The sequence below is a fragment of the Methanocorpusculum labreanum Z genome (assembly GCF_000015765.1).
In the GTDB taxonomy this organism is placed as follows: Archaea; Halobacteriota; Methanomicrobia; order Methanomicrobiales; family Methanocorpusculaceae; genus Methanocorpusculum; species Methanocorpusculum labreanum.
In genome coordinates this window covers 324226-344851 of record NC_008942.1, presented here as the reverse complement: position 1 = coordinate 344851, position 20626 = coordinate 324226, and the positions used below count along the sequence as shown (strand labels likewise).

Sequence of the window (20626 nt, the reverse complement as noted above, 5' to 3'; positions counted from 1 at the left end):
TCTATTTTTACCACAACGACAAATATCATAAGGTCCGGAGCCGAGATAGTCTAGTCCGGAAAGGCGGTGGCCTTGAAAGCCTCTGGTAGTAATACCTCGGGAGTTCAAATCTCCCTCTCGGCGCCATTTTGAACCGGTCTCTTTTCGCTTTCTTTATCACTCATATCAACCAATATACCATCATATGTGTATTGCAGTTCCCGCTGAAATTCTTGAGATACGCGATGGAAATATCGCACTTGTTGATTACGGCGAACTCCAGCAGGAGGTCCGCATCGATTTGGTTGACGTAAAAGTCGGCGAGTTCGTTCTTGTACATGTAGGTTTTGCCATTCAGCGGCTTTCGCGTGAGGAAGGGTTGGAAACGCGGGAACTGTTTAAAGAAGTCTACAAAGCGATGGAAGAAGCGGACCATGCATGAATCCGGCATTGCCTATGACGTTTATGTGACCTCAAAGCGGGCAGCAGAAGAGAATCACGCAAAACTGGTGAAGACCATTTATGTGGATGTCGGATCCATGGCGATGGTAAACCCGGAACAGGTGGAGTTCATGTTCCGGACTTTTATCACCGACGATCCGATTTTTGCAGAGACAAAACTCGTTTTTAACACCATTCTCCCGATAGCCGAGTGTGCCTGCGGATACAAGGGGCCTGAGATTTTTGTATGTCCCAACTGCGGGAAACTGCCCCATATGGTCCAGGGAAGAGAGATCGTCGTCAAGAATCTGGAGATCGAAACAGGTGAATCAGCATGAAAAAAGATACCGAAGTAAATATGATGCACGGAGCCGGCGGGGAGGTCATGGGAGAACTTCTCCAGACACTCACGGCGTTCAAAAACAATAATGCCGGCGGAATCGGCCTTGAGTCTCTGGATGACGGATCGACATTCACAATCGGGGGAAAGACTACCGTTTTAACCACCGACTCGCACGTGGTCAAGCCGATCTTTTTTCCGGGCGGGGACATCGGCAGGGTCGCGGTCTCTGGAACAATCAATGATCTTGCCGTGATGGGTGCACGGCCGATCGCCCTGACCTGTGCAATGGTCATTGAAGAAGGATTTCCGATCACTGATCTTGAAAAGATCGTTGCTTCGATGGATGAAGCCTTAGGAGAGGTCGGAGCAGCAGTCATCACCGGCGATACGAAAGTCGTTGAGAAAGGAAGTCTTGACGGAATCGTGATCAATACTGCCGGAGTTGGCGTGATCGAGGAGGAAGGATTTCTGATTCGCGACAAAAATCTCTCGGTCGGAGACAAGATCATCGTATCCGGTACGCTCGGAGATCACGGACTTGCCATCGTTTCGTTTAGAGAAGGGTTCGATCTTGGGGATCAGCTGAAGTCCGACGTTGCCCCGCTCTGGACGATGATCGAAGCAGCGATGAAGGCGGCCGGTACTAATAATATTCACGCAATGAAGGATCCGACACGTGGAGGATTTGCAGCCTGCATCAACGAGATGGCCCGCAAAGCCGGCGTAAAGGTCGTCGTCAGCGAAGAAAAAGTTCCCATCAGGGAAAGCGTTGCCTCCGCAGGATCCCTTCTTGGAATCGACCCGCTGCAGGTCGCAAATGAGGGTAAATGCGTGATGGGCGTTGCTCCCGAAGCAGCGGACCGCGTGCTTGCCGCCCTGAAAAACCACCCGTACGGGAAAAATGCCGCAATCATCGGCGAAGTGATTGAAGGTTCCGGGGTTGTCATGCAGACACGTATCGGCGGCGAACGATTCATCGAACCGCCGCTTGGCGATCCGGTTCCAAGAGTTTGCTGAAATATGTCTGAACTGGTTCTTTCAAATGCCCGGCTGCCTGACGGAAGGATCGCAGACATCTCCATAGATCAGGGAATCATCACCCACATCGGGAGTTCCGGACATGGAGAAAGAGTAATTAACTGCAGAAACCGGCTCTGCATACCGGCTGCTACCGACATGCATGTCCATATGCGGGATGGTAGTCAGGCAGCAAAAGAGACTTGGAAAACCGGGACTCAGGCGGCGGCGGCAGGAGGAGTGGCTACGGTCGTCGACCAGCCAAACACCATTCCTCCAATGGATACCGTTGAAAACTTTCTGGAGAGAGCCGCTCTCGCCTCGAAGGAATCCTTCTGTCACTTCGGCATCAACGGATCGGTTACCGAACATGCGGATATTGCAGGCCTCGCAAAAGCTGGAGTTCTTGCATTTGGCGAGATGTTTGCAGCTCCATCGAGTTACGGCAGCGCCCTCCCTGCAGAGGTGATCAGGGATTCTCTAAAAACCATCGCAAATCAAAACATGCTGGTCACCGTACATGCGGAAGAAGTTATTCTCGGGGAGATTCATTCCCTTGCCGAGCATTCCCGTTCACGTCCGATATCCGGAGAGATAGAAACCATCCGGCTTGTGCAGAATCTCGCACCGACGCATGCACAACTGCACATCTGTCATGTCAGCGGCGCCGAAGCATTCGAAACGATCAAAGGAAGTTTCGAAGTCGCCCCCCATCATCTTTTTTTGTCCTATGAAGATACTGATCCGGAAAATACTTTTTGGAAAATGAATCCCCCGCTCCGTTCAAAAAAGGAGCGGCTGCATCTCATTCAAAACTTCGCAAAAATCCCCGTGATTGCCTCGGACCATGCCCCCCATACAATTCAGGAAAAGTCACAGCCGTTCTCCGCTTCTGCACCGTCCGGAGTTCCCGGCGTGGAAACGATGCTCCCTCTCCTGATGAATGCCGTGACACAGCGAACGATCACCCTGAACGATGTAATTGAAAAAACGGTAACAAATCCATGCAGAATACTTGGCATATCTGCCCCATCGCTTAGTCCGGGCAGCCGGGCCGATCTTGCCGTATATGTCGACATCCCGACAAAGATAACCGGCGAAGCTCTGCACAGTAAATGCGGGTGGACCCCCTATGAAGGAATGTCCGGGCTTTTTCCCGCAACAACGGTGATAGGCGGTATCCCTGCATGGCATGACGGGGAATTTACCCACGGCGGCGGACAGATGTGGAAAAATACCCAAAAGGCACAACTTCGCCGAAAAGAGTAATAAGCTTCAGGACAAACAAAATATGCGTGCCGAAAATACCAGACATGTTTTAGGCCCCCGTACGATCAATACGCGATCGCGTGAAATGAGTTTCGGGACAACAGAACATGCCACAGGCGCCTCCTGCCAGGTCAAAGATCCGCGAGTACATGCAACAGCATACGATGAACGGGCTCGGTTAATGGCAGGGGACACTTATCTTTTCAGTCATGGCTCGACGTTTGTCAGAAAAAAGTGATGATGGTGTTTCTCCCGCTATCGCTATACTGCTCATTATTGCCTTAACAGTAATTCTTTGTGCTATTCTCATGGTCTACTGTATGAGCCTCGTCAACATACAATGGGAGCAACCACTCAATAGATCACCGCCGGAGATTCTGACGATTATTTCCGTAGACCATTATGATGATAAAGGCAAACTAACATACGAAAGCATTGTTACCCTGCGAAATATTGGGACACAGCCTCTCAAAAATTCAGATTACCGGGCAGAGGTATTTATCAACGGCAAGAAAGAGATGGTTGTCATCAAAACATTACAGGCCCATGATTTTATTTCGACAAATCATTTTGGGATTCAACTTCTCTACGGAATCGGACCAATTGGATATGAATGGGAACCCGGAAAAATCGGTGTTTTCGATCTGAACGATCGGCTTCTTCATCCTGGAGACATTCTCCAAATCGATATCATTGATAACAACACATCAAGTATTTCCTATTCTCAAGTTATCTCGCGTTCGATATTCCATGTTGAATAAAAGATTTTTCCAACATGTTGCTTAAGTAGTAGAAGAATAAATATATCCCGTACCTATGGATTTTCATCACATTCACTCACACATCCATGGAGGCTTTACATGTATTCAATTGACAGTATCAAATATCTCATTCATATCCATATCGAAGCAGAAGGGGTGGTTGAAAAAACCGACGTAGTCGGGGCCATATTCGGCCAAACCGAGGGGCTTCTCGGCGAAGAACTCGACCTCCGCGATTTGCAGCGGAGCGGTCGGATCGGCCGGATAGATGTCCAGATAGTTAGCAAACACGGAAAAACAGCAGGCGAGTGCTACATCGCATCCTCCCTTGATCGAGCAGAAACCGCGATATTAGCTGCTGCTCTGGAAACTATCGACCGTATCGGCCCGTGCATGGCGGCAATACGGATCCAGAACATTGAGGATCTACGGGCAATCAAACGCCGGCAGATAGTTGAACGGGCCAAGGAGCTTCTCCTCGAATCCTTTGACGAGGTAGGGATCTCTACCTATGACATCCTTACAGAGGTCAGAGAAGCAAGCAGGGTCGAAAAGATCACGACAATTGGACCCGAACGACTCCCCGCAGGACCTGCCGTTCTGGAATCGGACGCGATCATCATCGTCGAGGGAAGAGCAGACGTCCTGAATCTTTTAAAGTGCGGTATTAATAATACCGTGGCAGTCGAAGGAACCAAGGTTCCGGAAACGGTCATTGACTTGTCCGCCAAGAAAAACACCACCGTATTTGTTGACGGGGACAGAGGAGGAGATCTGATCCTGCGGGAACTCCTTCAGGTCGCCGATATCGATTTCGTGGCATTTTCTCCCCGCAGAAGAAGCGTAGAGGACATGAGCCGAAAGGAGATCGTCAAATCTCTCAGAAACAAGGTCCCGGCATCGGTTCTGAAAAGCCATATCGAGAAGGATGAACCTATCTCCGACCTCGTCTTCGAGATTGAGGCAGGGGAAGAGGAACATAGTTCTGTTTCACAAAAAGAGGAGGGAAATAATACCACTCCTGATGTCCCCGCAGATCTGCCGGAAGAACCTCCCAAAAGTAACATTGATGAGGCCATAATTCCTCCAATCACCACATCGGAACAAAACCTGGTTAAACCGGAAAATCCGCACACAATTCAGGAACACACCCAGTATATGAAAAATACGGGACGAAGCAGGGTTCTCGCGGAGGATGCTGGGGTGATCGGCGATTATTCACTTCAGGAACTCAAGGCAATCCTGCCGAAACTGAATGACGATGTGGCCGGTGTTATTGTGGACGCAGCCGTCGATCAGAAGTTCATCGATCAGGCTTTTGCAAAAGGTCTGACATATGTCGCTGCAAATGCATTTGAAGGAATCGTCCGAAGACCCGCAGGTCTCAGGTTGATCCCCTTCTAACTCAAAAACGTTTTTTATCCGCACAGAACCGGCCGATGATATCCATATACTCCTCGGGTCGGTTCATAACATCCAAAGTATCAGTCGTGCCGACCATGCCATAGAGACCTCTTCCCGGAACAAGACCCAGCTCCGGAAGAGGAAGCGGGAGAATCACGTGCATAGGGATCCGGTCACCGTAATGGGGATTCGGGACCCAGCCCTCTTTTTTCATATAATAGTATGCGGCCCCATGCATCTCGTTGATCTCGCCGTATTCACTGGAAAAATCTGTGGAGACCAGATTTGCCATAATCAGCTCTTCACGTCCCGGGTTGATGGTTACATGACCGTATCCGGGAGGAATGAGAACGAGATCACCTGCGTGGGCCGGAACGAGTATGACGTCGGTATGATCGCGTTTCTGTAACAGATAATAAGCAGATCCGGAGAGTACCTCGTATACCTCGGGATAGGGAACCCCGGCAGAGTTGGAGGGATGATAGTGTCCTTTGGTTTTGGTATATTCTCCGTTGATAACTCCGGCAGGAATCCGGGTGATATCATATCTGAGGTGATGGCGTTCGAGCCAGGTGTGGTCGCCATGCGTCTGATAGAGATCACGGTACATATAATATAGAGGGGTATCGGGATCGCGATTCGACGGACGGGAGGCGAATACATTCTCCATATCCTCCACGGTCCGGACGGAAGGTGCGGGGAGGGAGCCTGGCCAGAACTGTTTCATGGAATATTGTTATGCGGTTCATGCTATAAGGACATGATTATTTCCAGAACCAACCGGAGATACTTTTTATCGGGAAAAGACAATGGTATATCTATGCAGATCGCAATAACCCGGCTCGCGGAAAAAGGTACGAAAGATCAGGCATTGTGCGAAAAATACGGCCATTCAGCCAGGATCGTCTCGCCCCTTCAGGCTGAGCTTAATGCAAGTCTTGTCCAGACCTTTGTTCTTGCCGCAAATGATGGAGAGTTCGATGCGATATTCTTCACAAGCGCCTATCCTGCAAAACATATCGGGCTGCTTCTAAACAGGGAGATCACCAAAAGATGCCGGGTCATTGCAATTGGGCCGCAAACCGCAAAGATACTGCACGAGCAGGGGGTTGCTGCCGAGACGCTGCCAACCTTTTACTCACGAGACTTCGTGCCGTATCTCGGGAATTGGATCGAAGGAAAACGTATCGGGATTCCGCGGGCGGACGTCCCAAACCCCGAACTGATTCGGGCGATAGAAGATGCAGGGGGGTTGGCATTCGAGTATCGATGTTACGGACTTGTGCCGACGGGCGAGTTCCTTGATCTTGAGGGCGTGGATGTGGTTCTCTTTACAAGTGCAAACTCCTTCTCACAGGCACGTCTGCCGGATTTGACAAGAATAATTCCCGCGGCGATTGGTGAGATCACGGCAGAACGCATGAAAGAGGGAGGAGTCACGCCGATTGTGGTTGGAGATGGATCTTTGGAAGGGACACTGATTGCATTGAACGGATATTTGAAAAAACAATAACCTTTTTTTCTCTCTTTTTTTACAAACACTCGTGATGATATACAAAGTAAGGACAAGACGAAGAGTGGAAACATCAACAAATCAGATATAAAAAAACAAAGTGCATCGACCGGGACTCGAACCCGAGTTTAGGCGTTGGCAACGCCTAGTGATAACCACTACACTATCGATGCTAGTGTGCCCTATTCTATTACATAAATTCGTATAAATAGGTTTCTACCAGACAAGCCAGCCCCATGAACCTGCAATAAGGCAGCAGAGGAAGAAACCAATGATCGCACACCCATTGATCAGGGGGAGACCGGGCTGGGGTTTTCCTGTGTTTACCGGCACCATTAATATCAAAAGACCAATAATTCCACCGATTAAAGCCCCTAATGCCGGCAGATAGAGACCAAATACGGAGAGAACTCCTTCGCCTCCGGCAAATACCTGTGCCGATACCACAAGGATTGCGGGCATGATCACGTCCCCCATACCAATCATGTACGCGCCGCGTTCACCTTTTGAATCACGGATGGATAAGCCGTTTTTCCGGTATGAGTAACCTTTCGTCTTCGGAACGAGAAACATGATCGGCATCTTCTGGCGAAGAACGCCATCAGCAAGGGTCAGCATATGCTTTGACCGCTTTACTGCAATAAAATCATAAATCATCAGCAGAACAAGAAGAATCAGGACAGGGAAAAGCGAGAGAGAGACTCCGAAAATAACCGCACATCCGGCAGCCACCACGATTCCGGCAAGATTGATCACGTACCATTCCGGATAGAGCCAAAGGAGAGCAATGATACCAATACCAACAATCACTCCTCCGATATCGGCCCAGATACCAAGGCCGAGCTGCTGCAGGAGAGCCATTACCACATAATAGATCACCGCTGCCAGAGAAAAACCGATGATCAGACTGATCACCTGCTGTGCTTTCCATTTGATCAAAATCAAAAGCACCGCAGTGACCACCAGCATCGCAAAGATGAAGAAAAATGCATTCAAAACAGAGTCCGGGTCCTCAAATGCACCCAGACCTGCTGCCGTCACCGGACCGATTAAAAGGACAGCAAGAAGACTGGTCACCGCCATCATCAGAATAAGACCGGCATATGAAGCCGCTGAACGCATAGTATGTTCGCTCATGTATAGTTAAGTTAATATTAACCCTCACCTTAGTTAAACTATGAATGTTCGCGACATCATTCCGGAGATACTGCTTATCCTTCTGATGGCGGTATCCGCGATCGTGGTTGTCAGCAGATTATGGCAGGATGCCATCATTTCCATTGGGATTCTGCTGCTTATACTTGCATTCGGCGGGCTTATCCTGCAGGTATTGATTCGTCTCCGCAGGCTGGAAGAACAGGCAATCCAGCGTGAGCGCATGCTGAGAAGTAATCTTGAAGACCTAGGCAGACAGCTGATCGCCAAGCAGGACCACACCTCACAGACGGTCATCGAAGCGGTCGAAAGTATCAAAATGCGGATGTACCGTTAGATGGGTGTTGCCCTCCGGCCGCTTCTTGCGGAGTATAAGGAGTCTCCCGGATGGGACGGGCTTGGCGGGATTGCAGCAGTCGACGCATTCAATGCTCTCTATCAGTTCCTTTCCGGGATACGGCAGGCCGACGGCGCACCCCTAATGGATGGGCAGGGGCGTATCACCTCGCATCTGAGCGGACTTCTCTTTCGGAATGCGAACCTGATTGAAAAAAATATCACCCCCATATACGTTTTTGACGGAAAGCCGCCGGTCTTCAAAGCATCAACACTCTCAAAGCGGCGCGAAGTTCGGGAAAACGCAGCTGATGCATGGGAAAAAGCCCTGAAAGAGGGGGATGAAGAGAGCGCACGAAAATATGCAATGGCCTCTTCGAAAATCGATGCCTTCATCATTGATTCATCGAAGGAACTCCTCTCTGCCCTTGGGATAGCCTGGATACAGGCACCCGAAGAGGGGGAGGCCCAGTCTTCGTTTATGACAAAGAATGGGGACGTGACCTACGCCGTTTCTCAGGATTATGACTCACTCCTGTTCGGAGCACCGGACCTGGTTCGAAACATCACGGTCTCGGGCAAGAAAAGGATTCGGGGAAAGGTACTGTCAGTGTATCCTGAGCGACTGAGACTGGAGGAGGTACTCACTGGACTTTCCGTAACTCAGGAAGAACTCATCCAGATAGCTCTACTGATTGGGACCGATTACAACAGCGGGGTGCCGGGCGTCGGGCCAAAGACCGCTGTCAAGATCGTCAGAGAGGGAAAGTTCTATGATCGGATCGGAGAGTCGGAGAATGCCGCAGAGCCAGATCAGCTGATCGGGTACTTTATGGATCCTCCGGTCGAGCGGTCCTATAATATTGAAAGTAGGTCACCAGATCCGGATCGGGTCATTGATCTATTGTGCGGGGAGCATGGTTTTACTCAGGAAAGAGTTGAGGCCGGACTCGAACGGCTCGGCGCGAAAAAGGGTCAGGCAACTCTGGACGCCTGGTTCTAAATCACATTTTTGAATGATATAAATAGGTTTTTCAGTAGAGGTATTTCTAAAAAAATGAAAATAATCAGGCGCTTTTACCGACGATGATAAGCGTCTTTTCGGTCATTTTTGCAAAGATACCGTTTTCCAGCACGCCGGGAATCGCATTGATTGCAGACTCGAGCCCGGAAGGATCGTCAACTTTTCCAAACGCGCAGTCAAAAATATAATTTCCATTGTCCGAGATCACAGGGCCGTCCTTTTTAACACCGTTCCGCATAACAGGCTCACCGCCAAGTGAAGCAAGTTTCCTGCAGACACTTCCATAAGCAAAAGGCAGTATTTCGATTGGCACGGCAGCATCCAAAACCGATACCTCCTTTGCCGAATCGATCACCACGACAAACTGCTTTGCCGCATCGGCCACGATCTTTTCTCGGAGGTGTGCCGCTCCACGTCCCTTGATCATCTGCTTTGAAGGAGTCACCTGATCAGCCCCATCAATGGCAATGTCTAAAACCGGGTGGAGAGACAGAGTCGTCAGTGGAATGCCGTACTCCTCGGCACGCATTGCAGTCTGATTAGAGGTCGGAACACCAAAGATCCTGATGCCCTCTGACGCAATACGCTCTCCCAGACGTTCCATCGCAAAAAACACGGTAGACCCGGTACCAAGACCCACGATCATCCCATCCTTAACCAAATCAGCCGCACGATATCCGGCATTTCTTTTTGCTTCAGTCACAGCATCCATTATGCTCACAAATATGCATGACATCCTAATAATGACTTTGGATAAGCATCTACCCTATTGATTTATAACAAAGAAAATCCTTTTTTTATCATCTATGAAAGATCCTCTCCCAACTGGAAAAACCCTGATCTTCATCCTTATTGTTGCGTCCATCGCCTCGTTTATGTCATCCCTTGACGGAACGATCGTCAATATCGCTCTCCCAAGCATTGGGGAAGCTTTCGATCTCAGCACATCTTCGGTTTCGTGGGTCAGTACCATATATCTACTCGTCATCGCCGGTCTGCTCCTGATCATCGGTAAAATTATCGACACAATCGGCCTCAAAAAAATCTTTCTGGGAGGGTTTGCCATATTTGTAATCGGCTCTTTTTCCTGCGGATTTTTCCCCGAACTCCTGCACTCGTTCAACCTCCTCCTGATCTCACGTGTCGTTCAGGCAATAGGCGGCGGAATGATGATAGTAGTGGCACCTGCCATGCTTTCCCTGTTCATGCCGGGGGACAGACGGGCAAAAGGCCTCTCACTCATAATGCTTTTTGCCGCCGTTGGGATGGCACTTGGTCCGACTCTTGGAGGATATCTTACCGAGTACCTTTCCTGGCACTGGATCTTTTTCATCAACGTCCCGGTCGGCATTTTTGCCATTATTCTGGGCCTGATCGTCATCCCAGACAACAAACCCGATTCGTGCCCTCTCAAAAGATTTGACACACCCGGGGCAATCCTTATTTTTGTCGGCCTTGCGGCGCTGCTCTTCGCCTTCTCGGAAGGATTTTCCCTTGGCTGGACCTCGCCACAGATCATCGTCTCGGTCCTCCTTGCGGTGATCTTTATCGGCGGTTTCATCCGACGTGAACTGCACTACGACAACCCGCTGATCGACCTTGGAATGTTCAAAAGCAGATCGTTTGTTGTCGTGAACATTGTCTTCGCACTGCTCTATTTCACCTTTGCCGGAGCGAACTATGTTCTCCCGTTCTACCTTGAGTATATACACGGTTTTTCGACCGCAAACGCGGGACTCATCCTTACAAGCCTCTCGGTCGGGATGATGATCACCGGTATTTTATCCGGTCTGATCTATGCAAAACTGGTCGGAAGAATAAAATATATGGTCATGGCAGGTGTTGTTCTGGTTGGCGTGGGATATTTCCTTCTCTCTCACTTGAGCCCGGTCACAGGGCTTGGGATCATAATCACCGCACTTTCCATGATCGGTCTCGGCATTGGTGTGACGGTCACGCCTCTTACCACGCTTATCATGGGGGCAGCACCCCCATCCAAGCAGGGAATGGTCTCAAGTCTGACAGGTCTTGAGCGCTATGCCCCCATGACGATCGGTGTGGCAGTCTACAACCTGATGGTGATTGTTGGGATCGTCATAAGCGTCAGGGACTCGGGGATTATCTATAAAACACCAGCAGACATCAGCCCATATATCCTCTCCTTCGGCTTTGACCTGGCATTTGTGATTTCGGTGATTTTGGCCTTGATAATTCTGGCTCTCTGCTTCTTTATCAAAGAAGAAAAAGCGGCAGAAGAGTAATCCTTTTTTCTCATCAAACATAAATAGTTGCAAAAGCAACCAAATAATGTCAATGCAGCAAAACACATTACAGAGAGGTCTTGGCCACAACATCATGGCCTTTGACAAATATTTCCGAATCTATCTGAAAAACAATCTTAAAGACCATAACCTCAATGCCGCCGAGGGAATGGTCCTCCTCTCCCTTTTGGAAAATGGACGAAAAACCGAGGGAGAGATTTTCAATAGTATACATACCAGCGAGTCGGAAATAACCCAGGACCAACTGGTACAAGAACTGCATTATGATAAAAGTGTTATGACCCGAACAATGCAGTCGCTTGAAGGAAAGGGATATGTTGTCCGTGCCGTAAACCCAATGGACAGCAGGTCGTTTGTTTTCTCTATGACGGAAAATGGAGCTGCGTTCAGTGAGGTTCTGATGACTATCATGACGGAATGGAACACTGCAGTGTTGGATGAATTTTCGCCTGCGGAGATCGATTTGCTGAACGATATGCTTGCAAGACTTGCACAAAATGCGAAAGTGGCCGGTACCCGGGAGAGAGAATGAACAAACATACAACTATCGCAAAAAAAGCCGGAAAGGGTCTTGCCGCCTATCTGACCGACTGGAAAAATCTGCTGGCGCATGCTCTTCTTGGGTGTCTTCTGCTTCTTATTGCGATTATCGCACCGGTCCCGATATGGGCAAAACTTCTGCTGATCATCTGCCTTGTGACGCTGAACATCATCCGCATGAAATGGTCAAAGAGCCGAAAGATGCAGAATAAAGTGGAAAGATGAAAAAAATACCTCTGCCGCAATTACCTTTAAGTCTACGTGGGATGATTTAGTTAGTAACGAAACCGGAGGCAGGATCATGACATACGCAGTAATTTACTTTTCACGAACGGGAACCAGCAGGAGGATTGCTGAAAAAATCGCGAAAGAACTCTCCGTCGAACCGGTAGAGGTGACCGACAACATGGATTGGGACGGCACTCTCGGCTACATGCGTGCAGCACGCTATGCGATGAAAAACAAAGATGTCGCCATTCAGACCCGCGGAAAGATCGGCGAGGTGGACGAGTATATCGTCGTGAGCCCGATGTGGTGCGGAAAAATCACACCGGCGATCCGGATTCTTCTCCAAGAACTTCCAAAAGAGAAAGTCCGCCTGATTGTTTCTTCCGGAGGCATGATCTACAAAGAACGGGATGGATATCTCTCCGTTCTCGACATTATGAAGAAAGACAAAAACGAAGATCGGCAGATCGATGCATTCGTCGGCGGTCTGAAAAACTCCTAACCAAATCACTCTTTTTTTCACGGAAGCAGCATCCGGATGGCGATCACCAGCATCAGGATAAAAAATATGCGCCGAAGCCAGACCTCCGGCACGCGGCACGAGATTCTGACGGCAAACAAAACCATTGGTATTGCGGTAATGACGAGGATCGCCCACATCATGACATCAATGTAGCCGATTAGGTAAAATCCATATTCTGAGAGATTGATCCCGGCCGAAAAACCATTCACCAGATACGAGAGTATCCCGCCAAGCGTTATAAAGACTATTGCAGCGGAAGAGGTTGCGGCCGCTTTTTTCATCGAAAATTTTCCCAGAAGTACCATAAGCGGTACAAGAATAGTTCCGCCGCCAACGCCTAGAAGTCCCGACATGAATCCTGCGGTACCGCCGATCCCGCCGGCAAGAGGGGCGGGCATTCTCTCTCCAGTACCCGACGGCAGACAGGTTACCAACCGGATCGCACCAAGGATCAGCATTACACTAAATAGAATCGTGAGAATCTGGACCGGCAGATACGTGGCGACCGTACCTCCGATGAATCCGGTCACCGTACCACATAATCCCATGATAAAAGCGTCCCGCCAGACAACATTCCCTTTTTTTGTATGACCAACGGCGCCGGTCAACACGGTTGGAAACGCCGCAGCCAGGCTCGTACCGAATGCCACCAAAATCGCCATGTCATCGGGAACCCCAGAATGGCGAAGAACAAAATACATCACAGGAGCATACAAAAACCCGCCCCCCACTCCAAGAAGACCGGACATGAAGCCGGCAAGAAGGCCGGTTCCTATCAGAATACAGATGAAGACGGGTTCCATGATATCAGGGTATTATCTCGCATCCGTTATATCGTGTGTGGGCAAATGCATCCAAATCAAGTTTGCCTTCATCGATAATCGCCCGGATACGGGGAAGATTTTCCATAAGGGCATCATGCAGATTCCTGACGGTTCCGCAGACGAGGTGATATTCGCCGCGCCACGGACGGACAATATTCGAGTAAAGACAACGGCCACCGCAGAATCCGTATATATCGCAGGAAAGACATGGTTCACGGATTGGTATTTCCGGAAGGAAAAGGGGGTCGGCATCTCTGATATCGCCCGCATAATAATCCGCCATCCCAACCATGATCGGACAGGGGGCGATCCGGCCGTTGGTCATAATACTGTAATTCACGTACCCCGAGCCGCACCTGAGTTTTGACGAGCGGCCAAGCAGAAGATCTTCGGTCGTCGAAAGAAACGGATACCATTTGGGAACAACACCCGTCGTCTCGATCCGGGAAACCCATTCGGAAACGAGCCGGCGAATACCTGCATTATATCCCTCGCTCCACGCGGCAAATCTCCGACGGGAGAAGTCACCGGTAAAATCCGCATCCATCTGCCAGTGGATCGAACTGAAGTGTTCTGCAAGATGGGTGACGGCTGAAAAAATATCCGTGTCTTCGGCAACCGTCATTCTGGCGATAAGCTCGCCTGTATATCCGTTGGAACGAGTCAAATCGGCGGTGCCAAGCACGAGATCGTACATTCCCTCGCCGCGGTGCCTGTCGGTCAGATCCTTTTCCCCGTCGATAGAGATAAGGATCGTCTCGAACCGGTTCGTATATTCAGAAGAGAGTTTTCCAAGAAGGGTCCCATTCGTCTGGAGCATGAACCGTTTTACCGGGGCATGATCCATGATCTCCATAACCAAATCGGATCGGATGAGCGGCTCGCCGCCGATAAACGTGAGAACCGCGTTTGGATCTTTTGCAAGAAACACATAGAGATCCGCCAACGGAAACGACAGATTCTCGCAGATCGTATCATCAATCGTGCCCGGTGAATTCCCGGCAGGGTCTTCCTCCTCGAACATCTTTCCCCTGCAGTACGAACAGCAGAGATTACAGTCATCGGTCACGATCAGATGGAAAAACATACTTCAGTTGATGGTCAGACCATTCGTTTCCGCGATCTCAAGATATGTATCCGCTACATACTCGGCCTGCTTTTTGGTCATGCCGTAGGTGTTGAACTTCCACACCTTGGTGGCGCCGGGAATAATACCGGTAATTCCCTTCTTTCCAAGAGCACTCGACAGGAAAAAGCCGCGCTTCTTGTGGGTCTGCGCGACCTGATCAAACGAACCGGTGGTGTCCACGCGTGTCAGGGTGTGTTTTCTTGGATACTCGGAAAGGATCTTCGTTCCCTCAATGAATCGAAGTGCCTCGACAACGATTTTGCTGTTGGCAAGTTCCTCGTCGAAATGTTCAACGCGGGCCTTTACCGTCGGGAAGGAGGCAAGAAGTCCGACGATCGGAGCACCCATCAGAGAACATCCGAGAATCCCAACCTCTTTGATGCCGAATTTTCTCCCTGTGAGGTCGCCTTCCATCTGCGTCGTGCGGAAAACCTCGTTGGCCCGCTCCTCGGTCGCGGCAAGAATTCCCGACGGGGCAGGAGCAGCCATGCTTTTGTGGCCAGATCCGATGATGAAGTCGACGCCGAGATCTTTGCCGTTCACCGGCATGATACCCACTGTGTAAACACCGTTGTAGAGAACGGGAATATCATACTGATGAGCGACCTTTGCGATGCCTTTCACATCATGCATGTTCCCGAACTGGTAATCCACATGATCGATGTAGAGCAGTTTCGGCGCGATACCGAACTCCCGGACAACATCCTCTATCCGGTTTGCGGTATCTTCTGCCGTGATATGGTTGTCGGCAGTTTTTGGGATCTCGCGAACGATTCCTTTCTGAAGTTCGACGGAGAGATATGAAGTATAGTGGGCAAGCGCACCGATCAGAACAGGATCGCCTTTTTCCACGTAGGTACCTGCAACCTGCTGGAATCCGCGGCGTGCGCCGGGGACCGTGCGTGCCTGAGCCATGCCAAGCCATTCGGCAACATCCACATGGAAATCTTTCAGCGGCGGTTTCTCGATATAATCCAGGCGGAACGGTTTTCTGCAGTTGTCACAGACCGAGTAACCGTCTCCCCAGGAAATCATCGCTTTCATCGCTTCGGGTGTCAGACGGCCCCCCACTTGGATAGGATCAAGATTGATGGAAGTCTCGTCGACCATGCGTGCGTCGATATTATCACAGCATTTCATAAGAGTTCCTCTCTGAGTATGGATATCTGCTTCTCCACCGATGCGAGGGCCTTTGCGGTTTTTGCCTTCTGGTCCTCGTCAAGGGAATGATCCGGGGCAGTAGTCCGGAGAATGGCTCTGATGTCCGTTAGGGAGAATAAAGCCTGAAATACTGCATCTGCGGCTCGCTGTGACATGATGGTATGTACGTCTACTCCTGGACAAAAGAAAATATCGTTACAGGCTGACGAGACCGAGCAGGAATAAGACGCCGATGATGATCGGCACATGGACGATATAGATGATCAGTGTGTGACGTCCAATAAAGCAAAGCGGAGCAAGTACGCGGGGCATTTCGCCGAGCCGGGTGAGGATTCCACGACGGACACCGCCTTTATAGATGACCTGACCGAGCGCCACACCGAGAAGAACAACACCGAACCAGGGAATAAGGGGTTCGTAGTCCAGCGTAGCAAATCCATTATACGTAATACCGAACGGGATCAGAAATGCCGGTCCCCTCAGCATTGAGACGAAAGGAGAGAGAACAATACAGATCAGTCCAAACACGAGGGGGACATATGGTTTGACTTTCATTACGACAAACGGGATGGCAAGTATCGTGGCAACGCCGATCAGATGAAGGATACCAAAGACGACCGTTTCCTCAGGATAAACGATCCAGGTTACTATCGTAATGACGGCTGCAATGCAAAGAAGATAAAGCGATCGAATCACAAGTTTCTTCGCCGCCTTTACCGGACTTGTTTCGCGGCCGGTGGATAATACGAGGGATATGCCGGCAATCACGATAAAAAGAAAAGCGATCGGCGCACCCGACATGGTATACGGATCAAACCAGGGGACAAGTCCAGTGCCGAAAAAGTACAGACAGAAGAGGATATGATAGAGGATCATCAGAATAAGGGCAATCCCGCGTGCAGCGTCCAGTTCAAAGTAGCGTGACCCTCTCATTGGATTTATGTTGATGCGGATATCATATCTATCCATCGAAAAATGAAAGACGAACATATTATCGAGGCGATCGGAATGACGCGTATCGTCATCAGGAACGGAAAAGTTGTGGAGGTTGGAGAGCCGGCAGTCGATTTCTGTCCTCTTGCAAAACGGTTTGCCACACCGGTCGACCCGATCACAAAAGAGTCAGTGCAAAAGAACATCGAGTCGCGAATCAAAACCTTCGGGATGTGTACAAAAGAACGGCAGGTTCTTGACCAGGAAACCTTCGTCCTCTTCGGCGCATCCGAACTGATGAGCACGGGTCTGAGAACAAAGACCCTTGACGCAGCGGTCATCTGCTCGGACGGCGCAGGAACGGTGATTGTTCGAACACCCGATCTTGTTCAGGGACTCGGCGGAAGGATGTCCGGTCTTGTTTCAACGACTCCCCATCCAGAAGTAATCAGAAAAATAGAAGAGTCAGGCGGCATTGTTATCGACAAAGAGACCGCAAAACTCGACGTCCTTGCAGGACTTACCCGGGCAAAAGCCGAAGGATGGACGAAAACGGCAGTGACCGTTGCGGGATTCCAGCATGAACTTGCAGAAGAAATTCGTGCAGAATATCCGGAAGCACTGATAATCGCGGTTCACACATCAGGGGTTGCAAGCGCCGAAAATGCAGAGAGACTCGTCGCCGCCTCTGACCTTGTCTTTGCCTGTGCCTCGAAGTATGTTCGTGCCGCCGTGTCCAAAGCATTGGTACAGGGAGGCGTTGGCGTGCCGGTGTATGCTATGACTCGAGCAGGAAAACGTCTGATCATGGAAAGACTGATTGAAACAGATCAGCAGATCCTGGTGAAAAATACCAAGCTACCGGTCGAAGATATGGGAAAACAGCCGGAACCTTTAGTTTAATTTTTTTGGTTGGCTGAGACCGGAAATACTTCCGGACTTGAGCAAAACTGAACATCAACGTTACGCATTGTTTTTATTTAGAACCCGATTTTGCCAGATTTTTACATTCAGACTGATTATACCGGTAGTGGGGGCAAAAGGTTTAAAGCCTGAGCCCAAAGGTAAAAGTGTTCACCGGACGGGGCAGCCGTATGCCGATGATCTCTAGTTTTTTTCACTGCGGCGTCGGCTTCCCGCACACCGGTCTCTGCCGCATTTGTGCGGAGATGAACACAGACTTGAGGCGAAAATGCATTCATTGTATATTTCATCATTATTCTGGCCAGCAAATGAGCCGGAACATGCTTTGCATGAAAACAATCTGCGAATAAATCCGATCACCGGATGGATCATGGATCATCATTTTGAATTAAGTGATTCCGGCCCGACCAAAACCGGGGAGCGTGATATATGACACTCCAGACAGAGTCTCTGGAGAAAACCGCAGACACAGAGACGCAAACGAACGAGAGTGGTGCCTTTTCAAAGGGAAGATACGCCGGGATTGATGACGGTGAATACTGGAAAAACTGGAAATGGCAGGTCAGGCATGCGGTCAGAAGTATCGACATGGTCCAGCAGGTACTGGGAATAACGTTTGATCCAAAAGAACGAGAAGAACTCCAGAGAACTGTAGAGAAGTTCCCAATCAGTATCACCCCATACTACCTCTCGCTTATCGATACCGAGGATTACCGAAATGACCCGATTTTCAGGCAGGCATTCCCATCTCCTGCAGAACTCATCGTAGAAAATTATGAGCTCAGTGATCCGCTTGCAGAAGATAAAGACAGTCCATGCGAATGTATCACCCACAGGTATCCGGATCGAGTTCTGTTTCTTGTCAGTAATACCTGTGCAATGTACTGCAGACACTGTACACGGAAACGAAAAGTAGGTGATAAAGATTCCATCCCAGACCGTGAAAAAATCCTTGAAGGCATTGCCTACATACGTGAAAACACCCAGATTCGCGACGTACTCCTTTCAGGAGGAGATCCGTTTATGTTGAGTGATGAGAGCTTGGACTGGATACTTACCGAACTTACCGCCATCCCGCATGTAGAAGTGATACGAATCGGGACAAGAGTTCCTGTCGTCCTCCCGTTTAGGATCACCAATCAGCTGGTCGACATTCTCAAAAAGCACAAACCGATCTGGATCAATACACAGTTCAATCACCCAAAAGAGATGACTCCGTCAGCCCAGGCAGCAGTTGCAAAACTTGTCGATGCCGGAATTCCGCTTGGAAATCAGTCGGTCCTCCTTGCACGGATTAACGACTGCCCGGTCATCATGAAAGAACTGGTACATCAACTGGTGAAAAACCGAATTCGGCCTTATTATTTGTATCAGTGCGATCTGTCTGAAGGAATCAGTCATTTCCGAACACCCATCGCGAAAGGAATCGAGATCATGGAAAGTCTGATCGGACACACCAGCGGATTTGCCGTCCCAAGATATGTGGTGGATGCGCCGGGAGGAGGAGGGAAAATCCCTGTGTCTCCAAATTATCTCTTGACATGGTCGGTAAACAAAGTAGTTCTTAGAAACTATGAAGGAATCATCTGCACATATCAGGAGCCGGCGGTTTATGACAGAATTATCTGTGATCAGAATTGCGATGCCTGCAAACTCCAGCTAAACATACGAAATGCAGATGAATCGAAGGTGGTCGGCGTCGCAAAGCTTCTCGCCGATTATGATGATACAACTACACTGATCCCGGAAAATAACGAACGTCTTGAAAGGAGGGAGGATGAAACCAACTGATTCCGTGACCACATATGGAAAAAGTATACTTCAGCACGGCCCTTTCAACAACAGGATCTACTTCATGACACTTGCACCAGATGACCTGCCAGGGATCATCAGGTATGCAGATGATCTTGCCGAAAAGGAGGGATACACCAAAATCGTTGGAAAAGTTCCCTTATCTTCTGCAGAACATTTTTTCCATGCAGGCTACATAATTGAAGCATCCATCCCCGCATTCTATCAGGGCAGAGAAAAAGCAGTGTTCATGGCGAAATACACCAACCCTGCCAGAAGAGAGATCAATGGATCAGACAAACAGACAGAGATGCTTGCTGCAGTTCAGAATCATACTGCTCATCGAAAGGATGGATATCTTTCGGAAGGGTTCGCCCTTCGGCCCGCACAAACCGATGATGCCGACAATCTTGCAGCCTTGTTTCAACGGGTCTTTCCAACGTACCCTTTCCCAATCTTTGATCCCGAATATCTCAAAAAATCCATGCAGGACAACGTACGCTATTTTCTCATCATGCATGGAGAGAAGATTACTGCAGCGGCGGCATGCGAAGTTGATGAGGTGAGCCTGACTGCAGAGATGACGGATTTTGCAGCAGATCCCTTGTATCGCGGCAGGGGATTTGCAGGAATTCTGCTTTCCGAGATGGAAAAGGCTATGAAGCGGGAAGGAATCATCACAGGATATACCATCGCCAGATCGATTTCTCTCCCTATGAATGCAGTTTTTGCAGGGGCTGGTTACCGATTCGGCGGGATGCTGCCAAACAACACCAGCATAAGCGGAGCGATCGAGAGCATGAATATCTGGTACAAAAAACTTTAAAAAATAATCCAGACACCTCAACATTTTTCCAAGACATCTGAATATATGCAAGAATATTCAAAGCAATTTAACCTGATTATCTTCATCGCCGCCATAAGACGGAAAAGGTTTAAACGATTGGAACCAAGTAGAAATCGTTTAAAGAATTGTGCATCAGGTCACTAAGATCTTCTGTTTAACGGCAATGTGACCAGTCTTTTTGCACATATCAAGTCTGCCCCTT

General features: G+C 49.4%; 24 protein-coding genes and 2 tRNA genes. 17 read left to right on the top strand and 9 right to left on the bottom strand.

What is annotated here, in order from left to right; all coding sequences use genetic code 11:
- Positions 1-39: 39 nt before the first annotated feature.
- From MLAB_RS01920 to dnaG, 7 genes are all read left to right on the top strand, one after another.
- Positions 40-126 (top strand) — tRNA-Ser (locus tag MLAB_RS01920).
- A gap of 58 nt (positions 127-184) precedes the next feature.
- Positions 185-421 (top strand): HypC/HybG/HupF family hydrogenase formation chaperone, encoded by a 237-nt coding sequence (locus MLAB_RS01915; protein WP_011832743.1) that lies wholly within the window; start codon positions 185-187, stop codon positions 419-421.
- Complete coding sequence (locus tag MLAB_RS01910) at positions 414-758, top strand: hydrogenase maturation nickel metallochaperone HypA/HybF (protein WP_011832742.1); 345 nt, start codon at positions 414-416, stop codon at positions 756-758. Before MLAB_RS01915 ends, MLAB_RS01910 begins: the two co-directional genes overlap by 8 nt.
- Complete coding sequence (gene hypE / locus MLAB_RS01905; RefSeq protein WP_011832741.1) at positions 755-1780, top strand: hydrogenase expression/formation protein HypE; 1026 nt, start codon at positions 755-757, stop codon at positions 1778-1780. The genes MLAB_RS01910 and hypE overlap by 4 nt, the downstream gene beginning before the upstream one ends.
- Before the next feature lie 3 nt (positions 1781-1783).
- Complete coding sequence (gene pyrC, locus MLAB_RS01900; protein ID WP_011832740.1) at positions 1784-3049, top strand: dihydroorotase; 1266 nt, start codon at positions 1784-1786, stop codon at positions 3047-3049.
- A gap of 209 nt (positions 3050-3258) precedes the next feature.
- Positions 3259-3810 (top strand): type IV pilin, encoded by a 552-nt coding sequence (locus MLAB_RS01895; protein ID WP_011832739.1) that lies wholly within the window; start codon positions 3259-3261, stop codon positions 3808-3810.
- 99 nt (positions 3811-3909) lie between these two features.
- The gene (gene dnaG / locus MLAB_RS01890; protein ID WP_011832738.1) at positions 3910-5214 is read left to right on the top strand and encodes a DNA primase DnaG; all 1305 of its coding nucleotides are present in this window, start codon (positions 3910-3912) and stop codon (positions 5212-5214) included.
- Position 5215: 1 nt separating this feature from the next.
- Here dnaG and MLAB_RS01885 read toward each other — a convergent pair whose 3' ends face one another.
- Positions 5216-5941 carry a glucose-6-phosphate isomerase family protein gene (locus MLAB_RS01885; protein WP_011832737.1) on the bottom strand — a complete coding sequence of 242 codons (726 nt, stop codon included), beginning with the start codon at positions 5939-5941 and terminating at the stop codon, positions 5216-5218.
- 93 nt (positions 5942-6034) lie between these two features.
- Here MLAB_RS01885 and MLAB_RS01880 point away from each other — a divergent pair, with 93 nt between their 5' ends.
- A complete protein-coding gene (locus tag MLAB_RS01880) occupies positions 6035-6727 on the top strand; it encodes a uroporphyrinogen-III synthase (protein ID WP_048062179.1) in 693 nt (230 codons plus the stop codon).
- 101 nt (positions 6728-6828) lie between these two features.
- On the opposite strand, the gene MLAB_RS01875 is transcribed toward MLAB_RS01880, so the two are convergent.
- Positions 6829-6900: transfer RNA gene (locus MLAB_RS01875), tRNA-Gly, on the bottom strand.
- Between the two features lie 43 nt (positions 6901-6943).
- Positions 6944-7864, bottom strand: a complete 921-nt coding sequence (locus MLAB_RS01870; protein WP_011832735.1) for a presenilin family intramembrane aspartyl protease PSH — start codon at positions 7862-7864, stop codon at positions 6944-6946.
- 40 nt (positions 7865-7904) lie between these two features.
- On the opposite strand from MLAB_RS01870, the gene MLAB_RS01865 reads away from it, so the two are divergent.
- On the top strand, positions 7905-8219 hold the full coding sequence (locus tag MLAB_RS01865) for a hypothetical protein (protein WP_011832734.1): 315 nt from the start codon (positions 7905-7907) through the stop codon (positions 8217-8219).
- A complete protein-coding gene (gene fen / locus MLAB_RS01860) occupies positions 8220-9221 on the top strand; it encodes a flap endonuclease-1 (RefSeq protein ID WP_011832733.1) in 1002 nt (333 codons plus the stop codon). It begins immediately after the preceding gene.
- Between the two features lie 64 nt (positions 9222-9285).
- Here fen and rpiA read toward each other — a convergent pair whose 3' ends face one another.
- A complete protein-coding gene (gene rpiA / locus MLAB_RS01855) occupies positions 9286-9954 on the bottom strand; it encodes a ribose-5-phosphate isomerase RpiA (protein WP_011832732.1) in 669 nt (222 codons plus the stop codon).
- Positions 9955-10048: 94 nt separating this feature from the next.
- On the opposite strand from rpiA, the gene MLAB_RS01850 reads away from it, so the two are divergent.
- The 4 genes from MLAB_RS01850 (at position 10049) to MLAB_RS01835 (ending at position 12794) form a co-directional block, all read left to right on the top strand.
- On the top strand, positions 10049-11503 hold the full coding sequence (locus MLAB_RS01850; RefSeq protein WP_011832731.1) for a DHA2 family efflux MFS transporter permease subunit: 1455 nt from the start codon (positions 10049-10051) through the stop codon (positions 11501-11503).
- A gap of 52 nt (positions 11504-11555) precedes the next feature.
- Positions 11556-12056, top strand: a complete 501-nt coding sequence (locus MLAB_RS09520; protein WP_187146130.1) for a MarR family winged helix-turn-helix transcriptional regulator — start codon at positions 11556-11558, stop codon at positions 12054-12056.
- Positions 12053-12289, top strand: coding sequence for a hypothetical protein (locus MLAB_RS01840; protein WP_011832729.1), 237 nt, complete (start codon positions 12053-12055; stop codon positions 12287-12289). Before MLAB_RS09520 ends, MLAB_RS01840 begins: the two co-directional genes overlap by 4 nt.
- A gap of 76 nt (positions 12290-12365) precedes the next feature.
- Positions 12366-12794 (top strand): flavodoxin family protein, encoded by a 429-nt coding sequence (locus MLAB_RS01835; RefSeq protein ID WP_011832728.1) that lies wholly within the window; start codon positions 12366-12368, stop codon positions 12792-12794.
- Positions 12795-12811: 17 nt separating this feature from the next.
- Here the strand turns inward: MLAB_RS01835 and MLAB_RS01830 are convergent, their stop codons facing one another.
- The 5 genes from MLAB_RS01830 to MLAB_RS01810 are packed head-to-tail and all read right to left on the bottom strand — an operon-like array spanning position 12812 to position 16862.
- Entirely contained in the window at positions 12812-13618 is an 807-nt protein-coding gene (locus tag MLAB_RS01830; protein ID WP_011832727.1) for a sulfite exporter TauE/SafE family protein, read from the bottom strand.
- A gap of 4 nt (positions 13619-13622) precedes the next feature.
- Complete coding sequence (locus MLAB_RS01825; RefSeq protein ID WP_011832726.1) at positions 13623-14726, bottom strand: TIGR04084 family radical SAM/SPASM domain-containing protein; 1104 nt, start codon at positions 14724-14726, stop codon at positions 13623-13625.
- 3 nt (positions 14727-14729) lie between these two features.
- Positions 14730-15908 carry an O-phospho-L-seryl-tRNA:Cys-tRNA synthase gene (gene pscS, locus MLAB_RS01820; protein ID WP_011832725.1) on the bottom strand — a complete coding sequence of 393 codons (1179 nt, stop codon included), beginning with the start codon at positions 15906-15908 and terminating at the stop codon, positions 14730-14732.
- Positions 15905-16084 carry a hypothetical protein gene (locus MLAB_RS01815; protein ID WP_048061965.1) on the bottom strand — a complete coding sequence of 60 codons (180 nt, stop codon included), beginning with the start codon at positions 16082-16084 and terminating at the stop codon, positions 15905-15907. Before MLAB_RS01815 ends, pscS begins: the two co-directional genes overlap by 4 nt.
- 40 nt (positions 16085-16124) lie before the next feature.
- On the bottom strand, positions 16125-16862 hold the full coding sequence (locus MLAB_RS01810) for a heparan-alpha-glucosaminide N-acetyltransferase (RefSeq protein WP_011832724.1): 738 nt from the start codon (positions 16860-16862) through the stop codon (positions 16125-16127).
- 42 nt (positions 16863-16904) lie between these two features.
- Between MLAB_RS01810 and MLAB_RS01805 the strand changes: the two genes are divergently transcribed.
- From MLAB_RS01805 to ablB, 3 genes are all read left to right on the top strand, one after another.
- Positions 16905-17765 carry a methanogenesis marker 8 protein gene (locus tag MLAB_RS01805; protein ID WP_011832723.1) on the top strand — a complete coding sequence of 287 codons (861 nt, stop codon included), beginning with the start codon at positions 16905-16907 and terminating at the stop codon, positions 17763-17765.
- A 450-nt stretch (positions 17766-18215) separates the two neighbouring features.
- The gene (gene kamA, locus MLAB_RS01800; RefSeq protein ID WP_011832722.1) at positions 18216-19577 is read left to right on the top strand and encodes a lysine 2,3-aminomutase; all 1362 of its coding nucleotides are present in this window, start codon (positions 18216-18218) and stop codon (positions 19575-19577) included.
- A complete protein-coding gene (ablB, locus tag MLAB_RS01795; protein WP_011832721.1) occupies positions 19564-20403 on the top strand; it encodes a putative beta-lysine N-acetyltransferase in 840 nt (279 codons plus the stop codon). The genes kamA and ablB overlap by 14 nt, the downstream gene beginning before the upstream one ends.
- Positions 20404-20626 lie beyond the last annotated feature (223 nt).